The 23,659-nt window shown below is 50.1% G+C and carries 21 protein-coding genes; 9 read left to right on the top strand and 12 right to left on the bottom strand.

Features of this window, described 5'->3' with window-relative positions; all coding sequences use genetic code 11:
- Positions 1-104: 104 nt before the first annotated feature.
- On the bottom strand, positions 105-1,040 hold the full coding sequence (locus tag ACYVAM_RS00825) for a helix-turn-helix domain-containing protein (protein ID WP_461062958.1): 936 nt from the start codon (positions 1,038-1,040) through the stop codon (positions 105-107).
- Between the two features lie 116 nt (positions 1,041-1,156).
- On the opposite strand from ACYVAM_RS00825, the gene ACYVAM_RS00830 reads away from it, so the two are divergent.
- The 5 genes from ACYVAM_RS00830 to ACYVAM_RS00850 all read left to right on the top strand — a co-directional run bounded on the left by ACYVAM_RS00830 (position 1,157) and on the right by ACYVAM_RS00850 (position 4,396).
- On the top strand, positions 1,157-2,671 hold the full coding sequence (locus ACYVAM_RS00830) for an aldehyde dehydrogenase family protein (RefSeq protein WP_461062960.1): 1,515 nt from the start codon (positions 1,157-1,159) through the stop codon (positions 2,669-2,671).
- Positions 2,672-2,815: 144 nt separating this feature from the next.
- Positions 2,816-3,121 (top strand): EthD family reductase, encoded by a 306-nt coding sequence (locus tag ACYVAM_RS00835; RefSeq protein ID WP_461062962.1) that lies wholly within the window; start codon positions 2,816-2,818, stop codon positions 3,119-3,121.
- Between the two features lie 23 nt (positions 3,122-3,144).
- Positions 3,145-3,540 carry a DUF779 domain-containing protein gene (locus ACYVAM_RS00840; RefSeq protein ID WP_461062964.1) on the top strand — a complete coding sequence of 132 codons (396 nt, stop codon included), beginning with the start codon at positions 3,145-3,147 and terminating at the stop codon, positions 3,538-3,540.
- Between the two features lie 189 nt (positions 3,541-3,729).
- Positions 3,730-4,164, top strand: a complete 435-nt coding sequence (locus ACYVAM_RS00845) for a DoxX family protein (RefSeq protein WP_461062966.1) — start codon at positions 3,730-3,732, stop codon at positions 4,162-4,164.
- A gap of 37 nt (positions 4,165-4,201) precedes the next feature.
- Complete coding sequence (locus ACYVAM_RS00850; RefSeq protein ID WP_461062968.1) at positions 4,202-4,396, top strand: hypothetical protein; 195 nt, start codon at positions 4,202-4,204, stop codon at positions 4,394-4,396.
- 237 nt (positions 4,397-4,633) lie between these two features.
- Here ACYVAM_RS00850 and ACYVAM_RS00855 read toward each other — a convergent pair whose 3' ends face one another.
- From ACYVAM_RS00855 to ACYVAM_RS00890, 8 genes are all read right to left on the bottom strand, one after another.
- A complete protein-coding gene (locus ACYVAM_RS00855; RefSeq protein ID WP_461062970.1) occupies positions 4,634-5,686 on the bottom strand; it encodes a spore photoproduct lyase family protein in 1,053 nt (350 codons plus the stop codon).
- A 169-nt stretch (positions 5,687-5,855) separates the two neighbouring features.
- Positions 5,856-7,136 carry a sensor histidine kinase gene (locus ACYVAM_RS00860; protein WP_461062972.1) on the bottom strand — a complete coding sequence of 427 codons (1,281 nt, stop codon included), beginning with the start codon at positions 7,134-7,136 and terminating at the stop codon, positions 5,856-5,858.
- The gene (locus tag ACYVAM_RS00865) at positions 7,133-8,509 is read right to left on the bottom strand and encodes a sigma-54-dependent transcriptional regulator (RefSeq protein ID WP_461062974.1); all 1,377 of its coding nucleotides are present in this window, start codon (positions 8,507-8,509) and stop codon (positions 7,133-7,135) included. Before ACYVAM_RS00865 ends, ACYVAM_RS00860 begins: the two co-directional genes overlap by 4 nt.
- A 143-nt stretch (positions 8,510-8,652) precedes the next feature.
- Positions 8,653-9,807, bottom strand: coding sequence for an ABC transporter permease (locus ACYVAM_RS00870; RefSeq protein WP_461062976.1), 1,155 nt, complete (start codon positions 9,805-9,807; stop codon positions 8,653-8,655).
- 95 nt (positions 9,808-9,902) lie between these two features.
- On the bottom strand, positions 9,903-11,150 hold the full coding sequence (locus tag ACYVAM_RS00875) for an ABC transporter permease (protein ID WP_461062978.1): 1,248 nt from the start codon (positions 11,148-11,150) through the stop codon (positions 9,903-9,905).
- A gap of 88 nt (positions 11,151-11,238) precedes the next feature.
- Entirely contained in the window at positions 11,239-11,901 is a 663-nt protein-coding gene (locus ACYVAM_RS00880) for an ABC transporter ATP-binding protein (RefSeq protein ID WP_461062980.1), read from the bottom strand.
- A 2-nt stretch (positions 11,902-11,903) separates the two neighbouring features.
- Positions 11,904-13,370 (bottom strand): TolC family protein, encoded by a 1,467-nt coding sequence (locus ACYVAM_RS00885; RefSeq protein ID WP_461062982.1) that lies wholly within the window; start codon positions 13,368-13,370, stop codon positions 11,904-11,906.
- 12 nt (positions 13,371-13,382) lie between these two features.
- The gene (locus ACYVAM_RS00890; RefSeq protein WP_461064192.1) at positions 13,383-14,642 is read right to left on the bottom strand and encodes an efflux RND transporter periplasmic adaptor subunit; all 1,260 of its coding nucleotides are present in this window, start codon (positions 14,640-14,642) and stop codon (positions 13,383-13,385) included.
- A gap of 415 nt (positions 14,643-15,057) precedes the next feature.
- Here ACYVAM_RS00890 and ACYVAM_RS00895 point away from each other — a divergent pair, with 415 nt between their 5' ends.
- Positions 15,058-17,343 (top strand): GH92 family glycosyl hydrolase, encoded by a 2,286-nt coding sequence (locus tag ACYVAM_RS00895; RefSeq protein ID WP_461064194.1) that lies wholly within the window; start codon positions 15,058-15,060, stop codon positions 17,341-17,343.
- 40 nt (positions 17,344-17,383) lie between these two features.
- Here ACYVAM_RS00895 and ACYVAM_RS00900 read toward each other — a convergent pair whose 3' ends face one another.
- Genes ACYVAM_RS00900 through ACYVAM_RS00910 form a run of 3 tightly spaced genes read right to left on the bottom strand, consistent with a single transcriptional unit; the run spans position 17,384 to position 20,871 of the window.
- Entirely contained in the window at positions 17,384-18,487 is a 1,104-nt protein-coding gene (locus ACYVAM_RS00900; RefSeq protein ID WP_461062984.1) for a DUF4421 family protein, read from the bottom strand.
- 29 nt (positions 18,488-18,516) lie between these two features.
- Positions 18,517-19,506, bottom strand: a complete 990-nt coding sequence (locus ACYVAM_RS00905) for an NADPH:quinone oxidoreductase family protein (protein ID WP_461062986.1) — start codon at positions 19,504-19,506, stop codon at positions 18,517-18,519.
- Between the two features lie 30 nt (positions 19,507-19,536).
- Positions 19,537-20,871 (bottom strand): hypothetical protein, encoded by a 1,335-nt coding sequence (locus ACYVAM_RS00910; RefSeq protein ID WP_461062988.1) that lies wholly within the window; start codon positions 20,869-20,871, stop codon positions 19,537-19,539.
- Between the two features lie 136 nt (positions 20,872-21,007).
- Between ACYVAM_RS00910 and ACYVAM_RS00915 the strand changes: the two genes are divergently transcribed.
- From ACYVAM_RS00915 to ACYVAM_RS00925, 3 genes are read left to right on the top strand one after another with little or no spacing between them, the layout of a single operon-like run.
- Positions 21,008-21,847 carry an alpha/beta fold hydrolase gene (locus tag ACYVAM_RS00915; protein WP_461062990.1) on the top strand — a complete coding sequence of 280 codons (840 nt, stop codon included), beginning with the start codon at positions 21,008-21,010 and terminating at the stop codon, positions 21,845-21,847.
- 11 nt (positions 21,848-21,858) lie between these two features.
- Positions 21,859-22,524 carry a hypothetical protein gene (locus ACYVAM_RS00920; RefSeq protein WP_461062992.1) on the top strand — a complete coding sequence of 222 codons (666 nt, stop codon included), beginning with the start codon at positions 21,859-21,861 and terminating at the stop codon, positions 22,522-22,524.
- Positions 22,521-23,657, top strand: a complete 1,137-nt coding sequence (locus tag ACYVAM_RS00925; protein WP_461062994.1) for a hypothetical protein — start codon at positions 22,521-22,523, stop codon at positions 23,655-23,657. The genes ACYVAM_RS00920 and ACYVAM_RS00925 overlap by 4 nt, the downstream gene beginning before the upstream one ends.
- Positions 23,658-23,659: the final 2 nt, after the last annotated feature.

Below are 23,659 nucleotides of genomic sequence, written 5' to 3' on the forward strand. Positions count from 1 at the left end.
AAAATGGTATTCGGTTTATGGTATATGGTTGGCTGACGCGCCTGATAGGCATGCGTCAGCCAACCATATACCATAAACCGAATACCGTAAACTCCTTGTCCACTTTAGTTTACGCCAAAAAGTTGCCGTTTAAATTGCCGGGGGCAGATGTGCTCAATGGAGCGAAAGGTATTGCTGAAGTGTGTCAAGCTATTGAAACCCGATTCGTAGCAGGCATCACTTATCGTCTTGGTTGGATTGCTTAAAATAGCTTTTGATAACTGGATGCGCTCAGTTAAAATAAATTGAGCAGGCGAAATACCAAGTTCACTTTTGAAAAGCCGGAAAAAGTGTGATTTTGACAGGCAGGCCTTGTCACTCAAATCTTCGACCGATAAGGCCCGCGTTAGATTTTCCCGGATATAGGCCACGACATACGCCAGCCGGTTGGTATTGATGTGTTGACTTGTCTGGCGAAGCAGGCCCGTTCGGACCTGGGTTTGCGAGAGCCGGACTATAAGTTCACGAAGCGTGTTCTTGATAAAGAAGGGCTTGAATGGGTTATTTTCCCGAAACAGCCGAATGAGTTTGTCGGTGAGCGAGCTAATTTCAGGATCGTTTTGCAGGAGGTAATTGTCAATATCCAATTGCCATTCATTGACGGTTTCAACCCGGGGAACCTGCTCATTGAGCTCGGCAATCGTTTCCCGAATAAACTCATCGGAGATTGTCAGGGCCAGACAACGCGTCGGCTCATCGGTGGTGGCATCGGGAAAATCAATCTGCATCAGCCGATCGGATGGCAGCAACAACGACTCGCCGGGCTGATAATTGAACGGCTCCATCTCGCGCAGATGCATCACTTTGCGTCCGCTCAGCATGCTCGTCATCACGGGGGCATTGAATCGCAGCTGAATCAACTGAGCGGGTTGAAACGTCTCATACAAATGTAATTCGGCCGAATCGTGGCTTAGGGTCAGCTTATTTTCGACCAACGTGTCTAACCGGTTGCCCCAGGCGCTGATAGCTTCTTTCTTCACTACTTTTCCAGGATGTCCCATACAATCAGCCGATGGTAGTATTTCGTAAGTTTATGAGAGGATAACGCAACTAAACTTGGACAATTTCGGCAAAATTTGTGAAGAAGCTAATTAATCACAAAAAACCTTTTTCAGCCATGCAAACTGCAGAAGCACCGAGCAAGATTATGCCTCGGCCAATATTCAAAACTCAGTACGAAAATTATATTGGTGGAAAATGGGTGCCACCCGTTGGCGGTGAATATTTTAACAACGAATCGCCGGTCGATGGCAGCCTGATTGCTAAAATGCCCCGGTCAAAAGCGGCCGATGTCGATTTAGCCGTTGAGGCAGCCCATAAGGCGTTTGAAACCTGGGGAAAAACGTCAGTAACCGAACGCAGCAAAGTACTCCTCCAGATTGCCGATGTCATCGAACAGAATCTGGAATTTCTGGCCCGTGTCGAAACGGTCGAAAATGGAAAAGCCCTCCGCGAAACAATGGCGGCCGACATGCCTTTGGTAGTCGATCACTTCCGCTATTTTGCCGGCGTCATTCGGGCGGAAGAAGGATCGGCAACCGAACTCAACGCCGATACGCTATCCCTGATTATTAAGGAACCGATCGGCGTTGTCGGTCAGATCATTCCCTGGAATTTCCCCCTGCTGATGGCGACCTGGAAACTGGCTCCGGCTCTGGCGGCTGGTTGCTGCGTCGTGATCAAACCGGCCGAGCAAACGCCTACGTCGCTGGCCGTTCTGTTTGAGTTGCTGGAAGGAATCGTGCCCGCTGGCGTGGTCAATATCATCCAGGGATTTGGTCCGGAAGCGGGCAAGCCCCTCGCCCAGCACAAACGCATTAATAAGGTCGCGTTTACGGGCGAAACCACGACCGGACGGCTGATTATGCAGTATGCCTCCGAAAACCTGATTCCTGTCACGATGGAGCTGGGCGGCAAATCGCCGAATATTTTTATGAAATCCGTCGCGGATCAGGACGATGAATTCTTCGATAAGTGCGTAGAAGGCGCCGTCATGTTTGCGCTCAACCAGGGCGAAATTTGCACCTGCCCTTCCCGCCTGCTGGTGCATGAGGACATCTATGACAAGTTTATGGAGCGGGTTATCGAGCGCACCAAAGCCATTAAACTTGGGCATCCGCTCGATCCGGAAACCATGATGGGTGCGCAGGCCAGCAACGATCAATACGAGAAAATTCTGTCGTACATCGACATTGGCAAACAGGAAGGCGCGGAGGTGTTGACGGGCGGTGGCCCGGCCAATAGCGTCGAAGGCGGTTTCTACATCCAGCCGACTATTTTCAAAGGCAACAACAAGATGCGGATCTTCCAGGAAGAAATTTTCGGACCCGTATTGTCAGTAACGACCTTTAAAGATGCCGACGAAGCCGTAGCCATTGCCAATGACACCCTGTATGGACTTGGGGCCGGTTTCTGGTCGAGGGATGCCCACGAACTGTATACCATTCCCCGGCAGATTCAGGCGGGCCGTGTCTGGGTCAACTGCTACCACGATTACCCGGCTCATGCGCCGTTTGGTGGCTACAAAAAATCAGGCTTCGGTCGTGAGAACCACCTGATGATGCTGAACCATTATCGCCAGGTTAAAAACCTGCTGATCTCTTACAGTAAGAATAAATTAGGCTTTTTCTGATAGCGAGTGAACGAACGAGCGAGTGAATGAGCAAAAAGCAGGCCCATACCTGACTTTCGCTCATTCACTCGCTCGTTCCACTTTTGCGGTCCGATTTCGCACGTTCGTTCATTCTTTTACTTATTTACTCACTAATTTTCCATTATGGTTCGTCTAACCGTTCTTTACCCGAAAACAGAAACCAGTCAGTTCGATCTGACCTATTACCTGGAAAAACACATTCCTTTGGTGAAAGAGCGGTTAACTCCGTTTGGCCTCACGGGGGTCGACATGAATGAAGGCTTGGACGCGGGCGACGCGCTCCCGCCCTATGCCATGATTACCTTCCTGGCCTTTAACACCACCGACGAACTGAACAAAGGCATGGGCACCCATGGTGGAGAACTACTGGGTGACATTCCTAACTTTACGGATGTAGAACCCCAGACTCAGGTGTGTCGGGTGCTTTAAAAACTTGCCAACCACGTTCATTTATGACGACGCTAACCACTTCCCGTGTTGATGTCACCCCAGCAGCCGCTGAGGTGATCAATAAAGTTCGGGCAGAGCATGGCCCCCTGATGTTTCACCAGAGCGGGGGCTGTTGCGACGGCTCCTCACCCATGTGCTTTGCCAAAGGTGAGTTCAGAATTGGCCAGTCCGATATTTTGCTGGGGCAGATTGACGGCTGCGACTTCTGGATGTCGAGCGATCAGTTTGAGTACTGGCAACATACGCACCTCACCATCGACGTAACGCCCGGACGCGGAGCGAGTTTCTCGCTCGAAATCCCCATGGGCGTCCGGTTTTTGATCCGCTCCCGGATGTTTAACCCCGACGAACTGGCGCACATGGCTCCTGTACACGTTGGTCCGTTGGAGGAGGTGTAGTTTTTGGTTTGTGGTATACGGTTTGTAGCTAGTGGTTTGTAGTTTACGGTTGGCTGACGCATGAATAGCTTCGCGCCGGCAACAACAAACCACAAACTACAAACCAAAAACTAACTCCCTGACCCTCAGATTGATTTTCAATTTTCCTTTCTGTACATTCGGTTAGTTTTCACTAAACCAATAACAGATATGAATATTCTGAATCGCGTTGAAAACTGGGGCGACACGCATCATCCGGCGTGGACAGATGCCCTTCGCATTGTGCTGGGCATCATTCTTGTCCTGAAAGGTGTCAGTTTTATCAGTGACACGGCCTATCTGACCCGGTTAGTGGGTGGCCTTCATTTCGGCCTTTTCCCGGTTATCTTGGTCCACTACGTCGCCTTTGCTCATTTAATGGGCGGATTTCTCATTGCGGTTGGTTGCCTGACCCGACTGATGGTATTGATCCAGTTGCCAATTCTGGTTGGCGCGCTCTTCTTTGTCAATATTCGCCAAGGGTTCTCACCAATGAATTCGGAATTGTGGCTGTCGGTTATCGTACTGCTGTTATTGCTCCTGTTTCTGGTGCTTGGGTCCGGACGGTTTTCAATGGATGAGTATGTAAAACAACACGCCCGCTGATCAGTTAAGGGGTTAATCAACTTAACTCAACAGCGTTATGGCAGACAAAACCCTAGAAAAAGTCGAAGAATCGTACGAAGGTCAGCGGATTACCGACAACCAGGACAACGGTACGGGCCACGGACAAAAAGGAAACGGCCGGAGTTCAACAGCGCACAAAAGCTCCCATAAAGGCAGCCGAAGTGCGGGTGGATCAACGGGTGGTAGCAAAGGCGGCAGCAAGACAAGCTAACCGCAAATTCGCTGAGCTATGAACCTGTTTATCAAGTAGTATTCGCCACAGATTGGTGGGGCCAATAATACCAAAAATCAGAAAAAAGAAGGAAAAGCTGGGAAGGATGGCAGCCACCAGCGCTCAACAAAGAAGACAACCGAGAAGAGCGATTTCGATAAAGAGGATACCAAAAAGAACGCCAACAGCGTTGGTTAACCTGGAACAAAAGGCCCGTTCGATAACGGGCCTTTTGCGTTAAAATATGTAACGGATTTCGCACCACGGGATTTCCTCGCGGACCATATCCTCAAAAATAGCAATCATTTTTCGCTTCAGCTGGTGATTGTAACGGATATTCCAACCCCCAAACTGACTCACTTTACTCTCCTGCAATTCGGGTACCCATAGCAGTTCCTCCGCCTTTGGATTGATGGCCAAATTAGCCTGGTGCTGCCATTGGTTGTGCGTTAGAAAAATAACTTCGCACCTAAGCTGCTGCCGAACCTCGGGGCGAAGGGTCGCGTCAAGCTGTTGGAATAACTCGCGGTAGTCATTCCGCCACGCTTTTTTATCGCCATCGGGACCACTGTAAACGATCACGGGCGAGAAATTAACGTGTACCTCGTACCCGGCATCATAAAAGTCATTGATAGCGGCAATCCGTTTTTCAATACTGTCCGTGCGAACATCAACCAGTTTGCTGACATGGCTGGGCATCAGACTGAACCGGATACGGATTTTTCGCTTCGGATCGAAGTCCAGCAAGAGCGGATTGACAAACTTGGTTGCAAAAGTCGCTTTAGCACGCGGATGATCTCGGTAAAATTCGAACACCTGCTGAATACCATCCGTCAATCCATAATCTACTGAAATATCGGAATTACAGCCAATGTCATACGTCCAGTATGTGGCGTCTGTTTGGTTGGCTGGCTTGGGCCAGGCCAGCGAGTTAACATGCTTGTCGATACTCGCCAGGTTTTCATCAATATTCGTAAAAAGCGTAATGGGGTTGACAGTCTTGTGCCGGTCGACATAACAATAAGTACAGGCACCAAAACAGCCATTGGCCAGACTTGGCGCGATGTAGTCTGAACTTCGACCGCTCCACTTAATATCCTGGGTTTTGAGCCGTCCCAACACCAGCACATCGGACTTAACCTTAAAATGATTCAACCCCAATTCCGGCAGGCGATTGTGCTGCTTCACTTCCAGCGTTTCCGCATTCGGGAACTGGGCCAGCACAGCTTCGCCCCGTTCGTTGAGGGCATCGGCCGTATAAAGAATGATTGATGGATTGAAATCAGGCATGAAATACCGGTAAGAGTTCGTATGTAGATAACAGTAAATAAATAGTTATTGTTCAATAAACTCAATACACAAATCACTGACAATCAAGTTTTTAAGTTATAACATTAAACAAAATAACTTATCCAGACACATAGTTCTGATGCTTTGATCGACCCGTGTTACATACTACTTACTCCAGTAGGATTTGAAACTCCGTCCAGCCGCTGACCTCCGTCCGAAGGGAAAAAGACAGTTTATGATTGAGCAGAATTTCGCGGGTAAGTGTCAGGCCAATGCCTTGCCCTTCCGGTTTAGTACTGAAAAAAGGATTGAACAGGTTAGCCGTAATCTCATCAGGAATCGGGTCGCCATTATCCCGAATGAGCAGGTAACGAGTAGCGCTGATAACCTCTATGCACTGGCCTTCCCGACAGACTTCAAGCGCGTTTTTAACAACATTGATCAAGACCTGTTCCATCTGGTCAGCATCAACTTGCTTTATGTTTTTTTCGGTAGCAATAGCCGCCAGCGAAACGCCCCGCCCGGCAGCTTGCGGCTGCATCAACTGAACCACATTACGAACGAGTTCGCCCAAATCAACGGGCCGTATTTGGGGCGGTGGCAGTCGAACAACGTCGGAAAAGCGGCTCATAAAGCGATTGAGCCGGTCATTCCGCTCGATAGCCACCCGAATGGCATGTTTTACATCGGGCTCATTGACATAGGATTGCGTGCTATCGAGAATGGAATTTACGGCACCAATCGAGTTATTGACCTCGTGCGCCATCATTCGGATAACCTTGCTGTACGACTTCTTTTCAGTAGCAAGAATCTCCGGTGTCAGTTCTTCGATGATGAGAAACGACCGCCGAAATCCCCGATCCATAAAATAGGAACGCAGCACTTTATACGTCTCGATGCCGTTCGGCTTCATGATGCGCGCTTCGCCATCGGCCAGATCGGCGACCTGAGCCAGTAGCGAATAGCCCAGTTCAGATAGTTGTTTGGCGATTATTTCGTATGGCTGCATTCCCAGCAATTGGCTGGCCCTGGGATTGACGGAGGCAATGCGGTCGTCGAAGTCAAAGATCAAAATGGCAATGGGTGCCGCGTCGATTAATTTGTTCAGGAAGAACTGCTGTTCTACCTGCCGGGTCCGCTCATGCCGAAGCTGGTCGATCATGAGGTTATACACCGAAATAAGATCATCCACTTCCTGGTTGCCGGTTGGCACAAACTTAACCGTAAAGTCCTTATCCTGAATAGCTTCGATACCCGATGCGATAAACTCGGATGGTTGCCTAAATGCCTGATACAATCGAACGGCGACAAGGATCGAAAGCAGAATAAGCAATTCCGACGCAATGAAGACAAGTTTATTCTCGCGCAATACCCACCAGGTCAACCCAATCAGCGCGAGATGAACAGCAATGATATAAATCAGGAAACGAGTGCGCAGGGGTAGGTTCATTCCTCGGTTGTGTAGGGAATGCCAAATTTCTCTAATCGGCGGTAGAGCGCAAAACGGGTGATGCCCAACGCACGCGCTACTTTAACTACCCGGTTCTGGTGGAATGCCATTGCCCGGTGAATCATCTGATACTCCATCTCTTCCAGCGTCATGCTCCCAACCGGTGGCAACGAACTGGCTGCCGTGGCTATCGACGTGGCGTTGGGCGTCAGGTTCCGTTCGAAGTCATCGACCTGCAATTCATTACCCGAAGAGAGGAGAACTGTCCGCTCCACGAGGTTCTTAAGCTGGCGGATATTGCCGGGCAACGCCAGATTTTTAAGCCATTTCTGCGCCGATGCACTGACCTGTAAATCGGGCCGTCCGTAAATAACTTTCAGGTTATCGACAAAATACGCAACCAGCAGCGGTATATCGCCGGGGCGTTCGCGCAGGGCGGGCAGCCGAACAGAAATCAGGTTAATTCGGTAGAATAAATCCTCCCGAAACTGGCCCTTACGGACCATTTCCTCCAGATTTCGGTTGGTGGCGCAGATTACCCGCACATCGACCGTCCGGGATTTACTACTTCCCAGCGGCTCAAACGTTCGATCCTGCAAGACGCGCAACAGCTTCACTTGGCTTGCCGGGTCGAGATCGCCAATTTCGTCCAGAAAAATAGACCCTTTGTTGGCGAGTTCGAATCGTCCGGCACGATCCGTTTTTGCATCGGTAAACGCTCCCCGCACATGCCCGAACAACTCGCTCTCGAACAGGGTGGACGAGATGCCCCCCAAATTAACTTTCACGAACGGCTGGCGATGGCGACGGCTGTTCTGATGAATGGCCTCAGCGATGAGTTCTTTACCGGTACCGCTCTCACCAGTGATCAAAACGGGCGCATCGGTTGGCGCTACCCGCCCGATGGTCGTCAGTATGGCCAGCAGGTTTGGATCTTCGCCAACAATATTATCAAATTTAAACTGCTGGTCGAGTTTACGCCGGTTGGGTGACGCGGGTGTTGCCTGCGCCAAATTCAGGACCGTTCGCACCGACTGAACCAGGTGATCATTCTGCCAGGGTTTGGTAATAAAATCCCGGGCACCCGACTTCATTCCCTCCACCGCGAGGTCGATACTCCCCCAGCCCGTGATGAGAATAACCGGCAGTGCAGGCCACTGCTCCCGAATCCGGCGCAACAGGCGAAGGCCATCATCGCCGGAGGTATCGACCGAAAAATTCATGTCGAGCAGGATCAGCTCAGGCGTTTCTTCGGCCAGTATCTCAAGCGTTTCAAATGGCCCGTCGGCCACGCGCACCGTGAACCCTTCTTTCCTGAACAATAGGGAAAGAGAAGTTTGAATGGCAATATCGTCGTCAATAATGAGGATCATATTTTTGTGTAGAGACGCATATTTGCGTCTCTATTCCTATGAATCAGCAAAACCATCCGGTCAACAGGAGACGCAGATTTGCGTCTTTACTCTTCGTGCATCAGCAAAACCATCCGGTTAACAGGAGACGCAAATATGCGTCTCTACTCTTCGTGCAAGGCAGTAGCTGGTTGGATCATGGCTGCCTGCCGACTTGGAAAAAGGGCGCATAATGTAACGAGCACATAAATAATCAGAATCGAAATACCAATGGCTGCTATGTAAATGCCTGCCTGTAAGTCAAATACATTCAGCAGTGGAAACTGAGCGGCAAACAGCAAACCAATCAGCATGGCAAAGGTAGCCAGGACCCATATTTCACCAATAAATTGGGTAGAGATTCCCCCGCCGGTGGCTCCCAGCGCCCGGCGCAGCCCAATTTCCCCCCGGCGTTTGGCAATGCTCAGGTTCAACACTCCAAACAGGCCCAACGCCACATTGATCAATAGAAAGCTGCAAACGATGAGCGCAATGATAATAGGCACCAGAACAAGATTGTGCTGATTTTTTCGTGAATCCGTCAGGTAATCGACTTCAACGTTCCAGCCGGTCACCATAGAAGCAATATCCTTCACAATCTTAGCTTCGAAAACAGCATCGGTGCCGGGCTTCACCTTGATCAACATCGTATCGTTCCAGATCGCATCGGCCTTCATTAACTCAAATACGGCCGGTTTATTCGACATAAATTCGCCTTTTGCCTTGAAATTATCGATCAGACCAACCACTTTGAAACGTTCGCCGATTACTTTTCCCAGCGGATTCTCGTCACCGAACAACTCGTCTTTCGTTTTCTGGTTGATAACCACCGGCGTGTATTTGCCTACACTATCCGCATTGCGATACCAACGGCCCGCCGGTACCGCAATGTCGAGCGTTTTAGCAAACGCATCATCAGTTGCATAAAAATCCGCGAGCACTTTGCGCTTTTTATATTCGATTCCGTTATTCGTCGAGTTCGCCGAAAAGGGAAAGTTATTACTCATTCGGGACACCGACTCCACGTCGGGATATGCCTTTAGCCGCTGCTGCACCCGTTGGAGTTTATTCGCCAGATCGGTTGTATCCTGATTACTTTTCAGACCGATTGCCCAGACGTTCTCGTACGTGAAGCCCAAAGGCTCCCTGTAGTTGCGCACGTTGACGACGATCAAGGTTGCCAGCCCAAAAAGGACCATAAACGAAGCCCAGATTTCGACAATCAGCAAGGCGTGCGCTTTCTTTTTATTCCAGATTAATTTAAGCAGATGAGAGATCATGACGATTAGTGAAAAGGTGAACAAGCGAACAGTAGATGGGTGAACGGGTAGTCGATGCGCCAGTTATTGCTGATTTACTCGTTTACCCATTGGTTTTACCCCCTAAGCGCTTCAGCTATGTTTAGTTTCGACATTCGTAGCGCGGGTAACACGCCGGATAACAAGCCAAAGATCAAACTCACGAACAGACTGATCAGGAACACATTGAGGTTGATTGTCAGATCAGCGTAGGCAATCCAGCCACTCGTATTGATCAAATGAATGACAATGACGGTCAGAATCAGAGCGATGATTCCGCCGATCAGCGTAATGAAGATGTTCTCGACAATAAACTGCCACATGAGCGTGCGGATGGGGGCTCCAAAGGCTTTTCGAATGCCGATTTCCGAGGCTCTTTCCATGATCCGGCTGATATTCACGTTCACTAAGTTGATCGCCGGAAGGCCCATCAGCATGAATAAAATAAACGCTACAATACCGAAAAAAATCGTTTTTATACCTGCGTTACCCTCTAAAAGGGGCCCCATAAAATTTTCCAGATAGGGTTCACTTTTTACTTCCAATGTCGCATACTTGAATCCATCCTGAATACCCGGAAATGGAATTCGATCTATGTGGCTCTGAAATTCGTCCTGAATTTCTTTCCGGTCCGATTCATTTTTAGCCAGAATAATGGCGACGTAACCACCGCGCATGTCGTTTCGCTGATAATTACTTTTAGGGGCTGTATACGGAAAATAGACGTCGGCATAGGTAAATGGGCGCGTAACGGGGCTCCCTTTTACCACACCAATTACCTTATAATGAATCGTTTCTATTTCAATATCTTTACCCAAAACGGATTCAGACGAATTTTCGAAATAGTGTTTTTTCAGGTCGTCGGTAATCACGGCCACGTTTTCTCCACTGGCAATAGTTTGCTCATTGTAGGGCTTGCCCTCCAGAAATTCGAAGTCGGCTACCCGCCAGAAATCAGCATCGGTGAATTTAGTATTCAGCTTTATCTTCTGCGATCCCACATACGCATTCGAGCTGTTGATGAGGGTACAAATCGTTACCCGTTCGGGGGTTTTCAACGATTTGGCATAGTCCGTCAGAAATTTAAAACTCATTGGGCCCGACTGCCGGGATGTTCGGCTGGAATCATTCAATCGCATCTGCATGATATAAAGCGATCGATCCCGTTTATTTTCAGGGTAATGGCTCCCAATCAGGTGATCCAGAAAAGAGGTCAATACCATCAATACGGTTAGCGTCAGGCTAATCCCAAAAAGAGTGATGAAGGTGTAGAACGGATGCCGCAGCAACACCTTCCAGGCGATTTTGATATAGTTCAGTAGCATAAGTAAAGCGCGAAAGTGTAAATGAATGAAATCGGACCGCCGAAGCGAACGAATAGTTGGCTCGTATGTTCGCTCATTCACTATTCATTTATAAAACCTGGGTTCCGTCGAAAAGTCGAATGAGCCGGTGGGTGCGTTTGGCCATCTGTTCATCGTGCGTGACCATGACGATGGTGGCTCCATCGTCGTTGAGCTGCTGCAGAATGTTCATGATTTCGTTGCCCATGGCACTGTCCAGGTTGCCGGTTGGTTCATCGGCCAGAATAATGTCTGGCTGGCCCACAATGGCACGGGCGATGGCCACGCGTTGTTTTTGCCCGCCCGACAACTGCTTGGGAAAGTGCTTCATGCGGTTGCTCAGGCCCACTTTTGTCAGGGCATCTTTGGCGTATTCCTGACGCGGCTTGCCATTGGTCGATCGGTAAAGCAGTGGAATCTCGACATTGTCCAACACCGTCAGGTCGTTGATCAGATGAAAGCTCTGGAAAATGAAGCCGATTTTCTGGTTGCGCAGTTTGGCCAGTTCCTTATCACCGTACTTCGTGACAGACTGCCCATCAAGCTGAACCGTTCCTTTGGAGGGCTCATCCAGCAGGCCCATTACGTTCAGCAGTGTGCTCTTGCCGCAACCCGACGGCCCCATGATGGAAACGAACTCCCCTTTCTTAATGTCGAGGTTAATGTTGTTGAGCGCCAGCGTTTCGATCGTGCTGGTTCGGTAAACTTTTTCGATGTTTTGTAGGCTGATCATGGTTAGTACTTTATTTTCTGGTTCGTTTCAAAATCAAATAAGGTCAATAAGCGAAGTGTGTAGAACGCCTGCCAGTAGTCGCGCAGGGCCAGAATGGCATCCCGACGGGCACGGTCCTTTTCCTGCGTAGCAATGCCTAGATCGGTCACACTAAGATCGCTCAGCTTAAACCGGTCCTGCGCAATCTGGTAGCGATTTTGCCCAATCTGATCCGCTTTGGCCGTCAATGTTACTTGTTGTTTCAACATCTGGAGTAGCGTTACCTGCGTAAAGATTTCCTGCTCAAACGTTAGTTTGTCCTGCTCGACGGTTTGCTGCGCCAATTCCCGGTTCGCCTTGGCAGTTTCAACAATCGCCTGCGCCCGGCCCCAGGTCATAATGGGTAGTGTAAATTGTAGGGTGACGTATTCGCGGTTCTGGGGACGAACATAGACATCGACCAGATTTGGCCCCTGGTTCGACAGCCCATAACCTGCCGTCAGGGTAGCATTCAGGCCGTTGTTCTTACGGGCTTTTTCCAGATCCCGCTCGGCTTCCAGCATTCGTCGCCGGAACCCAATCGACCCCGCCCGGTTGGCAACAGCCTCATCGAAGGCTCGCTTTACATCCACGATCAGGTCAGGAATCTGATTTGGAATAGCCAGTTCCAGCGGGCGCAGTTGACCGGCGCTTTCTTCACGGTAGCCCACAAACGTTTTTAATTTCAATGACGCGACTGCCGCCGTTTGCCGGGCTGATGCCAGATCTTTTTCAGCATTCAGCACACTCAACTGAAGCTGCAGAAGGTCGTTCTGCGAAATCTTACCCATATCCAGTTTGTGCAGCGCAATTCGGTAGAGGGTGTCATTGTTGGCGCGGTTGGTCTCGGCAATTTGCAGGTTTACCTGGGCCACCAGCAGATCGAAATACAGGTTGGACGCCGTTAGTGAAACTTGTTCCAGCGACTCGATAAGTTGCTGATTCCCTTCGGCATACAAGAGCGGCTGTATCTTCCGGTCCCAGCGCATCTGGTTAAATTGAAACAGCGGTTGCGTTATCCCGAACCCAAACGGTATACCATTGTATAAGGTGTTGTTCTGAATAAAATTATCGAATCGCTGGAGTTGCTGCTGGACAAAAATAGTCCCGCCCGTGGGCGAAATGGTTTGACTCAGCGACAGGTTTAGGATGGAGTTATTGTAGGATACGGGCTCAAAGCGGATATTGCCATCCGGCTGCGTCACCTGTACATACGACCGCGTGAAGTTGGGCAATGATCCGTCCAGGCTCAGCTGCGGCTTAAACTGCGCCAGAAAGGAACGGTATTGCCAATGGTTCGTTCGTTGCTGGGTATTGGCCCGTTTTGCCGCTACCGACTGCGCCTGGGCCAGTTGAACAACCTCCGTCAAGGTAGTCGTTTGGGGCTGAGCACAAAGCGGCTGACTAAGGAAGAGGACAGTAAAGAAACTAAGTAAATAAGTAGGGTTCATCGTGATCTGGCGTTATCGTTTCGGGTCAATCGTGATTTCGTCCAGATGCTCATACGCACTCAGATCGGTCAAAATAACCTGTTCGCCCGCCTGTAGTCCCGATTTCACTTCGACATAATCAAAGTTTGACAGGCCAAGGGCGACTTCCCGACGATGCGCAACGTTGCTCCCTTTAGGCAATACATAGACAAACTGTTTCCGTTTACCTTTAAAGGCCGGCCCGTTTGCTACGCGTACCGCCTTCGCCACCCGGTCAGTGATCACGAAGACTTCCACTTTCATATTCGGACGTAGCGACGCGTGGTGGCTGTTCTCCAATTGAATGACGAACTGGACAATGCCATTTTTTACGGCGGGTTTCACCTGCGTAATTAGTCCGCGCAGGTTTGTTTCGTTGACTTTAACGATCACCGGCAGGCCCACTTTTACCTGCTCGGCATAGACATCAGAGCACGACCCTTCGATCCGAAAACTAGCCAGATCGGCCAGCTTAGCCAGCATCTCTCCTTCGTTTACGGCTGAACCAATATTTTCATTTACCCAGGTCAGCACGCCCGGCCGGTCGGCTATAATGTCGGCCTGTTTCAATTTATGGGTTAACTCTTTGAGGTTTTTCTCCTCGATCTGGGCTTGCAACGTCGTTTCCCGAAGGCTGGCTCCCATCGATTGCCGGTTGTAGGCCAGATCGTTTTCTAACTGCTTCTTCTCCAGTTCAGCCACACGCAGGGCATTTTCAGCGCGGGTAACCTCTTCGCCCGTGCTCCCGCCTACTTTCTGTAAGCGCCGTGAACCCTCCAGCTCTGCCCGTAACCCATTTATGTTCAATAACTTGATCTGATCGTTCACCTCGGCATCGTACAAACTTTTATTGAGTTTCATCCGCAACTGATCGATGCCGTTTCGTTTCAGTGAAAGTTGATCGTTCAGTTTCTCCAGTTCAATTTCCGTTAACGATTTATCGAGGTCCAGAATAGGTTGACCGGGTTTTACGGCCGTTCCGGGTGTGAGTAATACGCGCCGAATACTGGCCCGAATTGGGCTGGTGTAGATTTGTTCATAAGCCGGAATCACTTCACCGGTTGCGTTGAGCGAATTCTCGACCGGGCCAATTTCGGCCGTTGCCATACGAATTCGCTCAGCCTCGACCGACGTTTTCACGGCATCCCGCAGCCAGGTAATGGCAATCGCTAAGCCAATCACAACCACCACCCCGATCAACAGGCTTCGGTTTCGATTACGATTGGCTATTTCCGGGGCAAGTTCTTTATCCATCATCTTGTTTACAATCTTACCTAGAGATAGCCAAACAACATGCCAACCGATAAACACTTGATTTTCAGAAATATGTAGATTTATACAGGAAATAATCTGTGCGATTTCGCACCGCTTTTTGCGGTTTCGCACAAGTACATTTGCTGGTAATGGGCTATTCTGCCACACCATCGCTGTACTGTTGGTTATAAGCAACCCACACGCGAGGTTTCTCAAAGCCTCGCCTAAGCAAGTACTCGTTTCGTAGATGCTTATCGGTATAGCTTCCAGCACAAATACTGGATAGAGACCAGATAACGGCAATCCCTACTGACAATACACGGAAGAAAATAGCCCCACAGGCAGGCGCTTCGGAAAGCTTTTCGTACCTTTTTACCCTTTATCTTAATCCGCTGAAGCAACCCAATCAAAAATGATGAAACTATTTTTTACAGTTCTTTTTCAGTTCCTCTTTCTCCTCTCCTACGCCCAACAAAACCTTGTTCCTTATGTACACCCGTTAATCGGCACCGAAAAAATGGGGCATACCTATCCGGGGGCTACCGTTCCGTTCGGGTCCGTTCAGTTGAGCCCCGATACCGATACGCTGTCTTACGAGCTCAACGGCAAGTACAATGGCAAGGTCTACAACTACTGCGCGGGCTATAAATACGAAGACAAAACAATTGTTGGGTTTAGCCATACCCATTTTAGCGGAACGGGCCATTCCGATTTAGGTGATTTCCTGATTATGCCGACGCAGGGGACGTTACAGCTCAATCCGGGTATAGCATCGAATCCGAAAACGGGTTACCGGTCAGCGTTTTCGCACGCCAATGAAGTGGCCGAAGCGGGGTATTACAAAGTCAAACTCGATGACGAGGGTATCCTGGCCGAAATGACGGCGTCTGACCGAGTGGGCTTTCACCAATATACCTTCCCAAAATCGGACCAGTCGCACATCATCCTGGATTTGGCGCATGGTATTTATAACTACGACGATAAGGTTGTCTGGACCTTTGTTCGGGTCGTCAACGATACACTGATCACGGGGTTCCGGCAAACCAATGGCTGGGCCCGCACCCGAACGGTGTATTTTGCCCTGTCATTTTCCAAGCCGTTTAAAGCCTACGGGCAAAAGAATCTGGATAAAGCGCAGGTTTACAGAGGATTCTGGCGAAAATTCGACCAAACCAAAAATTTCCCGGAAATAGCGGGTAAACGTATCCGAATGTATTTTGATTTCGATACCGAAGCGGGCGAAAAAGTGAAACTAAAAATGGCCCTGTCGCCGGTTAGCCAGGAAAATGCGCTGGCCAACATGCAGGCCGAAGTCCCTCACTGGAATTTTGACCAAACCAAAACCAAGGCACAGGCCGACTGGAACCGGGAGTTAAATAAGATCCAGATCGACGCATCCGAACCCAACAAAGTAAATTTTTATACGGCGCTGTATCATTCCTTTGTTAACCCAACGACCTATATGGACGTCAATGGTCAGTATAAAGGACTGGACCAGGGTATTCATTCCGCTACTGGCTTTACGAATTACACGACCTTCTCGCTGTGGGATACCTACCGGGCGCTTCACCCATTTTTCAACCTCATTCAGCCCGGCCGTAACAACGACATGGTGCAATCCATGCTGAATCACTACGACCAGAGTACGCTAAAGATGCTGCCCGTCTGGTCGCACTACGCCAATGAGAACTGGTGCATGAGCGGTTACCATAGTGTGTCGGTGCTGGCCGATGCGGTGATCAAAGGTGTATTCAAAGGCGATGCCCAGAAAGCACTGGAGGCCTGCATCGCCACGTCCAACCACCGCCCTTATGAGGGAATTGGCGAGTACATCGACAAGGGGTATGTTCCTGCGGCCAGCAACGGCACGTCGGTGTCGAACACGCTGGAATACGCCTACGACGACTGGTGTATTGCCCAACTGGCCAAGAAGCTGAATCGGTCCGACATCTATGAAACCTACTTGAAACGGTCTCAGAACTGGCAGAATGTTTTCGATAAATCAATTGGTTTTATGCGACCCCGATTGGCTGATGGCTCGTTCAAGAAAGAATTCGACGTTTATAAAACAGACGGGCAAGGCTTCATCGAAGGTAACTCCTGGAATTTCAGCTTTTTCGTCCCTCAGAATCCGGCGGGGTTGATTCAGTACATGGGCGGCCCCAAGACGTTTGCCGCCCGGCTCGACACGCTTTTTTCGATGCACTTACCCGACGAGTTTTTTGCCGAAACCGAAGACATTACCCGTGAAGGAATCATTGGCGGCTACATTCACGGCAATGAACCGGCGCACCACATCGCTTACCTCTACAACTGGACTGACCAGCCCTGGAAGACACAAGAACGCGTGCGCATGATTCTCAATATGCAGTACAAACCCACTCCCGACGGATTAGGTGGCAACGACGACTGCGGTCAGATGAGCGCCTGGTACATGTTCTCCTCCATGGGCTTTTACCCGGTCGCTCCTGGTTCGGAAGACTATTCACTAGGAAGTCCCTCGGTTAAACATGCCCGGCTCGCCCTCGAAAACGGCAAGACGTTTACCATCGAAGCCATTAACCAGAGCGACAAGAATGTGTATGTGCAGAAAGTCCTGCTGAACGGTAAGCAGTTGACTCAACCGGTCATCACCCATTCAGACATTCTCAAAGGTGGCACGCTGACCTTTTACATGAGCGCCAAACCGACGAAGAAATGAGTGTTTTAGGAGAGGTCGGCTGGCGACCTCTCCTAAAACACTACAAACCAGGCACTTGCTTTATGATCCCTTTGGGCCGGTAGCGAATCCGCTTGCCAAAAACCAGTTTGATATAGTCCGTATCCGTATTGATCAAACCCTTGGAAAAGGTGCGATTGACTTTTGTGGTTGATGCATAAATGCCGCCATAATAGCTGGCCGAGCTGTAGCCTAACGTTACCGATGCGATTCCCTGCCAGCCAGCCTGTAGGTGGTTTTCTGACTCGTTCGACTCCGTCTTCGTCTGCTGTAATAGAACGGTTAAACCTGGTCGTGCCGTGAAACTGACAAAGTATCGCTTGTGAAAAATAACCGTCTGCGTATACCCCACATCGACCCCAAGCGACACCGATTGCAGGCTTAACAAACGGGATTCAGGACGAAAATCAGCGGCTAATGCGGAGGGAACCAGGGACGAATCGGCCCGAATGTATTGGTAGGCGAACGATCCGCCAATATTCCAGGTCCGTGCTCCCTTGCGCTGCTCTTCGCGCTGAAGCAAGGTAGCCGGAATTGAAAGCCGTAACGGATTGAATTGGTACAGCAACCGACTCGTTACGGTCTGACTGCGAATATCATTCCGGTAGGGATAAGCCGACGAATGCTCGAACCAGTCGGCTTTCAGAACATCGGGGTTACTGAGGTAAAAGCCCCGATAAAACTGATACTGCGTGGAAAACCAGAATCGACGGTTGTTTACATTGATCGTAACGCCGAACGGCTTTGTTTTCCCTCGCCGTTCGGGGGTATAGCCAAAAAAGGGCAGCTTAATGGTTAGTTCGGTGCCAATCCATTTATAGTTGACGCCGTGCCCCAGCGACCAGGGCAAATTCGGTTTATAGTTCAGTGAGTAGGCTTTTCCCAAAACCTGCATACTATACTCCTGGCGATCACTGACCGCGTACAGGTGCAACTGCCGATAGTAGGTCGTTATGTAGGCCCGGTCAACACGGGGCGTTCTGGTTTTCAATAACGTATCCAGAGGAATGCCGAGGAACCCAAAGCCCTGCCCGTTGCCAATAAGCGGCAACAGCAGGAATAACCCACACACGATCCACGTGTTTGCGCGTATCTCCACCTTTGCCAGACTCGTAAATTTCCTCATCACCCTCCCCATATAACGCCTGTCCTTCTCTATAACACCACAACCGCCTTGCCTACCACCCGCCGTTCCATCATATCGGTGAGCGCCTGTGGGGCGTCGGCTAATGAATAGTGTCTGGAGATATAGGGCGAAATCTTACCCTCCATGGCCCAGGTAGCAATCTGTTGCATGTTCTTCCGGCTAAGGTCGGCTTCTTTCTGCGTGAACGCTCCCCAGAACACGCCCACAATGGAGCTGCCTTTAAGCAAGGCCAGATTGAGGGGAATCTTTGGTATCTCGCCACCGGCAAATCCCACGACCAGATACCGTCCCCGCCAAGCCATCGACCGAATGGCGAGTTCTGCCCATTGATCACCCACGGGGTCAAAAACCACATCGACACCCTTGCCGTTTGTGATTTCTTTAAGTTGTTCACGTATGTCTGCGGTTGTGTAATTGATCAGATGCGTGGCGCCCTTCTCCCGGCAGATTGCCAGCTTTTCGTTGGTCGATGCGGCTGCGATGACGGTGGCGCCCATCAGTTTCCCCAACTCAACAGCGGCCAGCCCTACCCCACCGGCAGCTCCAAGTACCAGCAGGGTCTCCGGTTCACTGCCACCGCTGTCATTGAGCTGACCCCGATCTTTCAGAGCATGATAAGACGTTCCATACGCATACATCGTCGATGCCCCGGTTATAAAGTCCATGCCATCTGGCAGGCGAATGGTCGCGCGCGCATCCGAAATTCGTTCTTCGGCCAGTCCGCCGTGCGACCCAAACGTAAAGACCCGGTCGCCGGGTTTGATGTGCGTGACGCCCTCGCCAACGGCGATCACAATTCCCGACGATTCGCTCCCCGGCGAAAAGGGCAACGGCGGTTTAAACTGATACATGTTTCGGATAGTGAGCGTATCCGGGAAGTTCAAACTACAGGCTTTCACCTGCGTCAACACCTCGCCCGGACCCGGAACCGGTGAAGGAACCTCCTCAAGGGTCAGTGTATCGGGCAGCCCGAAGGCTTTGCAGAGAATGGCTTTCATTTTGTAGTGGTGAGCGTAGTGGATTATGCGTCAGGGCAGGCGATGACTGTCAAAACTGTCTTCAAAAGCAATTGTTCCATTAGGTCGTTTAAAGCGGACATAGTCGACGGAGCCCGTACCTTCAAACTCATAACTGACGCCCACAATATCCTTAACGGCATGGGGGGCGACAGCTTCGTAAGCTTTTTTACCATCGACAAAAAGTTGCACCCGTTTGTTGCGAACAGCACAGCGCAGATTGACCCATTTCGACAGATCAGCGCCAAATGCTGTCAAGTCCGTATTCCTGGCCTGCGCTTCATGCCCGGCCAGGTAAAGATCCAGATTCGCCACGCACCCTTTTGCCGAAAGGGTAAATGAAAAATATTCGTTTTTACAGAGAATAGAGACCCGTACATATTGACAAGCCGAGGAACCCTGTTTAAAGTCGTTCTTCAGACGGGTATCAAAGTCAAAATTATCGCCCCTTAACCGGTCAAATTCCTGTACATAACGGTACTGAACCGTTGGCGGGCGAGGCTGCATGGGAATATTAACCTTCTCGATGGCCGTTGTCGTCAGGCTAAGTACACCGTCGTGAATGACCTCCCTGGGCTTAAAATAGACCGGAACAGGTTCATGGATAACAGCGATATGCCAGCCATCCGACGGGATCAACAGGTTGTGTTCCTTCATGATCTGTTTTCCTACCACCAATTTGGCCCTGTAATAGCCCGGATGATAATAAATAGATGTATACTGGTGCCCGTTTTTAGGGACCAGCTCACGTCGGCTGGGGTCCCAGGATTGTTGAATGAACACGGAATCGGTGGGCGACGCGGTCGCATCGTAGTGAAAGACGACCGAGTTGGGCAAGCCCTTTGTAAGGGGTTGGCTACTAAATGAGAAATCAGCCGGTGCGAGCGGCTCCCGCGACGAATAATTCATGAAAAACGCCAGAGTCCCGATCACTCCAACCAGCAATCCGCCCCCAATCCACCAGCGCTTATAACCGAATGACCGCATCGGTTGCGCTGATTTAGGAGCTTCCGCCAACTTATCCTTCCCCATTATGGATTGTGGAACGGGCTTGTTCTTTGGCTCCGCTTCTTGAATGGCTTGTTTAAAGGTCGGCCAGTTTTCATAGCCTATAAATTGAACCAGCGTGTTGAGGGTGGTGGCCGTGGGTGCCGAATCATAACGAACCCGCCCCCATACCCGCTTCAGGGTGGTCACGCTTAATGAGACATTTGTCTGCTCGGCAATCAGCTCACTCAACCGGTCAAAATCCTGCGTCGACCAGCTATCGCTACTCCCCCAGCCCGTTTTTTCCTCAATCAACTGACGGCAGCGGGCGAGTTCTTTATCTTCCTGTTGCGAAATCATTTACCTGTCGGTCAGCTACTTATCCTATTGAATAAACTTGAACAGAAGTTGAACGGCGCTGAATAGCTCTTTTTCGGCAGGCGCTGCATGTTTGCTGCCGTTCACGACTTTTCAACCAAATGTACAGAAACCTACGATGATTAAACGCTTGTTCATTCAGTTGGTCTGGTTCACGGCGACGGCCAATCTCGTTCTGGCACAGACTAGCATCCCGTATGGCAACAATCCAAAGACCGGTCATTACAACAACGTTGGTGATGCTAAAATCTACTATGAGCTTTACGGAAAGGGAAAACCGGTTGTCCTGCTTCATGGTGGTTTGTTTGGCTACATCGACGAGTACGAATTTCTGATTCCTAAACTGGCTCAGACCTACCAGGTTATAGCCATCGGAACGCGGGGGCACGGAAAATCGGAGATCGGGACAAAACCCTATTCCTACCAGCAGCTAGCCGATGATGCCTACCAGGTTATCAGGAGTTTAACGACGGATAGTGTCCTTGTCATTGGCTTCAGCGACGGCGGCATTACGGGCTACACCCTCGCGGCTACGCACCCGGAACGGGTTCGAAAGTTTATCGCCATTGGCGCACCAAGGCGTCCTACGGATCGTGTTTTGCCTGTTGAGGAAGAAGGCAAAATGACCGCCGAACGGCTGGACACACTGGCGCCCGATTTTGTAAAAACCAGAAAGCTGCTGATGCCGGATCCGAATCGGTGGACTGAATTTCTGGACAAACTTGACACGATGTGGAATCAGCCCAGCTTTATTTCTGACGAGGCCATTCGTCGGATAAAATGCCCGGCCCTGCTCATGGTGGGCGATAAAGACCCGTATTTCAAGACGGAAAAAGCACTCGAAACAGCTCGTTTACTGCCACATGGTACCCTTTCCATTATTCCTGGATGTGGGCATGTGGTCCTCTACTGCAACTTCCCCGCTGTCTGGGAATCCATTTCTCCTTTTCTTAAATAAACCCTAGTAACATGAAGACCTTACTCCTGATATCACTCCTTGGACTGACATCCTACAAAGCAGCGGCTCAACCTGTCGTTGAGACGTTCGGCGACTTTTCTCCGGCGCAATGGACGTTCGAAGGAAAACACGTCAACACCACTTATCTGGGAAAATCCTGCCTGAAACTTATTCGTGGTAATGAGAATGCATTAGGAGCGACCATCGCTTACCTGACCAAGCACACGTTTACCGACGGGCGTATCGACCTGGATATTACCACGCCATTGCCAGCCTCAACCGTTTCTTTTTTAGGTGTTCTATTTCGGCTGAATAAAGTGGCCAACAAATCACGCTACGAGTGTTTTTATTTCAGGCCGTTCATGTCGGGCAAATCGGGTGCCATGCAATACATGCCCGTCAACAACGGGCTCATTAATTGGCCAGACTATCAGGCGGCTGTCTTCCAGGGCTCTCCCATCTGCAAAACCCAACAGTGGTTTCATGTCAGCATAACCGTTGCCGGTTGTATGGCTACTGTTTTTGTAGATGGGAAACAGGTTTATGAGGTCAAAAACCTGGCTCGGGGAAGTTCCAAAGGTTCGGTTGGCATTTGGCTCGGAAACACCCCTGAAGGTTATTTCGCTAATTTCAGTGTGACTCGGGCCGTTCTCTCAACTACCAAATCAATGCGATGAGCTCGTCTACCCCATTTCCATTCAATTTCACCATGAACGCCCGATTGATTGCCTTTCTGCTGCTCACAAGCGTGTACGCCTTCGGCCAGACTGTGGTTCCTTTTGATTCTTCCGCCTGGATTTTCGCCGGAAAGGTGACTCCGGAAACGTTTCAGGGCAAAACCGGGATTTCCCTGACCGAGGGCACCATTTACCTCAGAGACAGCACCTTTACAAACGGCAGTATCGAATTCGATATGACACTTACGAAAGAGCGCTATTTCCCTGGTTTTGGTTTCAGGATTCACGATAAAGCCAATTTTGAGCAGGTTTATCTACGGCCACATCAACTGGGCAACCCGGATGCGATTCAATACATGCCTGTTTTTAATGGGCAGGAAGCCTGGCAACTCTACTACGGCGACGGCTATTCGACAGCCGTCGTTTATCCTCTGAATGCGTGGATTCACGTTAAACTATTGGTGCAGAACACGCAGGCTGAAGTATACATCGGGAATCCAACGAAGCCCGCCCTGGTCATTCACCACCTTAAACGACCCATAAAACCCGGCCAGGTTAGCCTGAACAATGACTCGCCGTTCATGACACGCTTTGCCAATTTCCGATACACCAAATCGGATACGACACCGCTGGCGGGCACCTTTAAACCAGAGCCGGACCCTCAACCGGGCACAATTCTGACCTGGCAGGTGTCCAGCCCATTCGACGAAAAGCATCTGCAAACCGATTATTCTATCCCGCAAACAGTAGCTAATCGCCTGACCTGGCAGAAAGTAACCGCCGAGCGTTCGGGTAAACTCAACTTAGCCACCATCAGTAAACTCAGCGCAGACGGCAATACGGTCTTTGCAAAGCTGATGATCGTTTCGGATAAGCCGCAGATCAGGAAGTTGCAACTGGGATTCAGCGACCGCGCTAAAGTGTATGTGAATGGGCGTTTGGTGTATGCGGGTCATGATGAATTTGGCTCCCGCGACTACCGGTTCCTGGGCACGATGGGCTACTTTGATGCAGTTTACCTTGATTTGAAAAAAGGGCCAAACGATGTCTGGATTGCTATTTCAGAGACGTTTGGCGGCTGGGGTATTCAGGCCATGATTCCGGATCAAACCGGACTAACCGTCATCCGTTGATT

The organism is Spirosoma horti (assembly GCF_054776595.1).

What these genes read in the sequence shown, in the direction of transcription:
- ACYVAM_RS00825 (WP_461062958.1), bottom strand. Translation starts at nt 1,040, where the DNA reads ATGGGACATCCTGGAAAAGTAGTGAAGAAAGAAGCTATCAGCGCCTGG.
- ACYVAM_RS00830 (WP_461062960.1), top strand. Translation starts at nt 1,157, where the DNA reads ATGCAAACTGCAGAAGCACCGAGCAAGATTATGCCTCGGCCAATATTC.
- ACYVAM_RS00835 (WP_461062962.1), top strand. Translation starts at nt 2,816, where the DNA reads ATGGTTCGTCTAACCGTTCTTTACCCGAAAACAGAAACCAGTCAGTTC.
- ACYVAM_RS00840 (WP_461062964.1), top strand. Translation starts at nt 3,145, where the DNA reads ATGACGACGCTAACCACTTCCCGTGTTGATGTCACCCCAGCAGCCGCT.
- ACYVAM_RS00845 (WP_461062966.1), top strand. Translation starts at nt 3,730, where the DNA reads ATGAATATTCTGAATCGCGTTGAAAACTGGGGCGACACGCATCATCCG.
- ACYVAM_RS00850 (WP_461062968.1), top strand. Translation starts at nt 4,202, where the DNA reads ATGGCAGACAAAACCCTAGAAAAAGTCGAAGAATCGTACGAAGGTCAG.
- ACYVAM_RS00855 (WP_461062970.1), bottom strand. Translation starts at nt 5,686, where the DNA reads ATGCCTGATTTCAATCCATCAATCATTCTTTATACGGCCGATGCCCTC.
- ACYVAM_RS00860 (WP_461062972.1), bottom strand. Translation starts at nt 7,136, where the DNA reads ATGAACCTACCCCTGCGCACTCGTTTCCTGATTTATATCATTGCTGTT.
- ACYVAM_RS00865 (WP_461062974.1), bottom strand. Translation starts at nt 8,509, where the DNA reads ATGATCCTCATTATTGACGACGATATTGCCATTCAAACTTCTCTTTCC.
- ACYVAM_RS00870 (WP_461062976.1), bottom strand. Translation starts at nt 9,807, where the DNA reads ATGATCTCTCATCTGCTTAAATTAATCTGGAATAAAAAGAAAGCGCAC.
- ACYVAM_RS00875 (WP_461062978.1), bottom strand. Translation starts at nt 11,150, where the DNA reads ATGCTACTGAACTATATCAAAATCGCCTGGAAGGTGTTGCTGCGGCAT.
- ACYVAM_RS00880 (WP_461062980.1), bottom strand. Translation starts at nt 11,901, where the DNA reads ATGATCAGCCTACAAAACATCGAAAAAGTTTACCGAACCAGCACGATC.
- ACYVAM_RS00885 (WP_461062982.1), bottom strand. Translation starts at nt 13,370, where the DNA reads ATGAACCCTACTTATTTACTTAGTTTCTTTACTGTCCTCTTCCTTAGT.
- ACYVAM_RS00890 (WP_461064192.1), bottom strand. Translation starts at nt 14,642, where the DNA reads ATGGATAAAGAACTTGCCCCGGAAATAGCCAATCGTAATCGAAACCGA.
- ACYVAM_RS00895 (WP_461064194.1), top strand. Translation starts at nt 15,058, where the DNA reads ATGAAACTATTTTTTACAGTTCTTTTTCAGTTCCTCTTTCTCCTCTCC.
- ACYVAM_RS00900 (WP_461062984.1), bottom strand. Translation starts at nt 18,487, where the DNA reads ATGAGGAAATTTACGAGTCTGGCAAAGGTGGAGATACGCGCAAACACG.
- ACYVAM_RS00905 (WP_461062986.1), bottom strand. Translation starts at nt 19,506, where the DNA reads ATGAAAGCCATTCTCTGCAAAGCCTTCGGGCTGCCCGATACACTGACC.
- ACYVAM_RS00910 (WP_461062988.1), bottom strand. Translation starts at nt 20,871, where the DNA reads ATGATTTCGCAACAGGAAGATAAAGAACTCGCCCGCTGCCGTCAGTTG.
- ACYVAM_RS00915 (WP_461062990.1), top strand. Translation starts at nt 21,008, where the DNA reads ATGATTAAACGCTTGTTCATTCAGTTGGTCTGGTTCACGGCGACGGCC.
- ACYVAM_RS00920 (WP_461062992.1), top strand. Translation starts at nt 21,859, where the DNA reads ATGAAGACCTTACTCCTGATATCACTCCTTGGACTGACATCCTACAAA.
- ACYVAM_RS00925 (WP_461062994.1), top strand. Translation starts at nt 22,521, where the DNA reads ATGAGCTCGTCTACCCCATTTCCATTCAATTTCACCATGAACGCCCGA.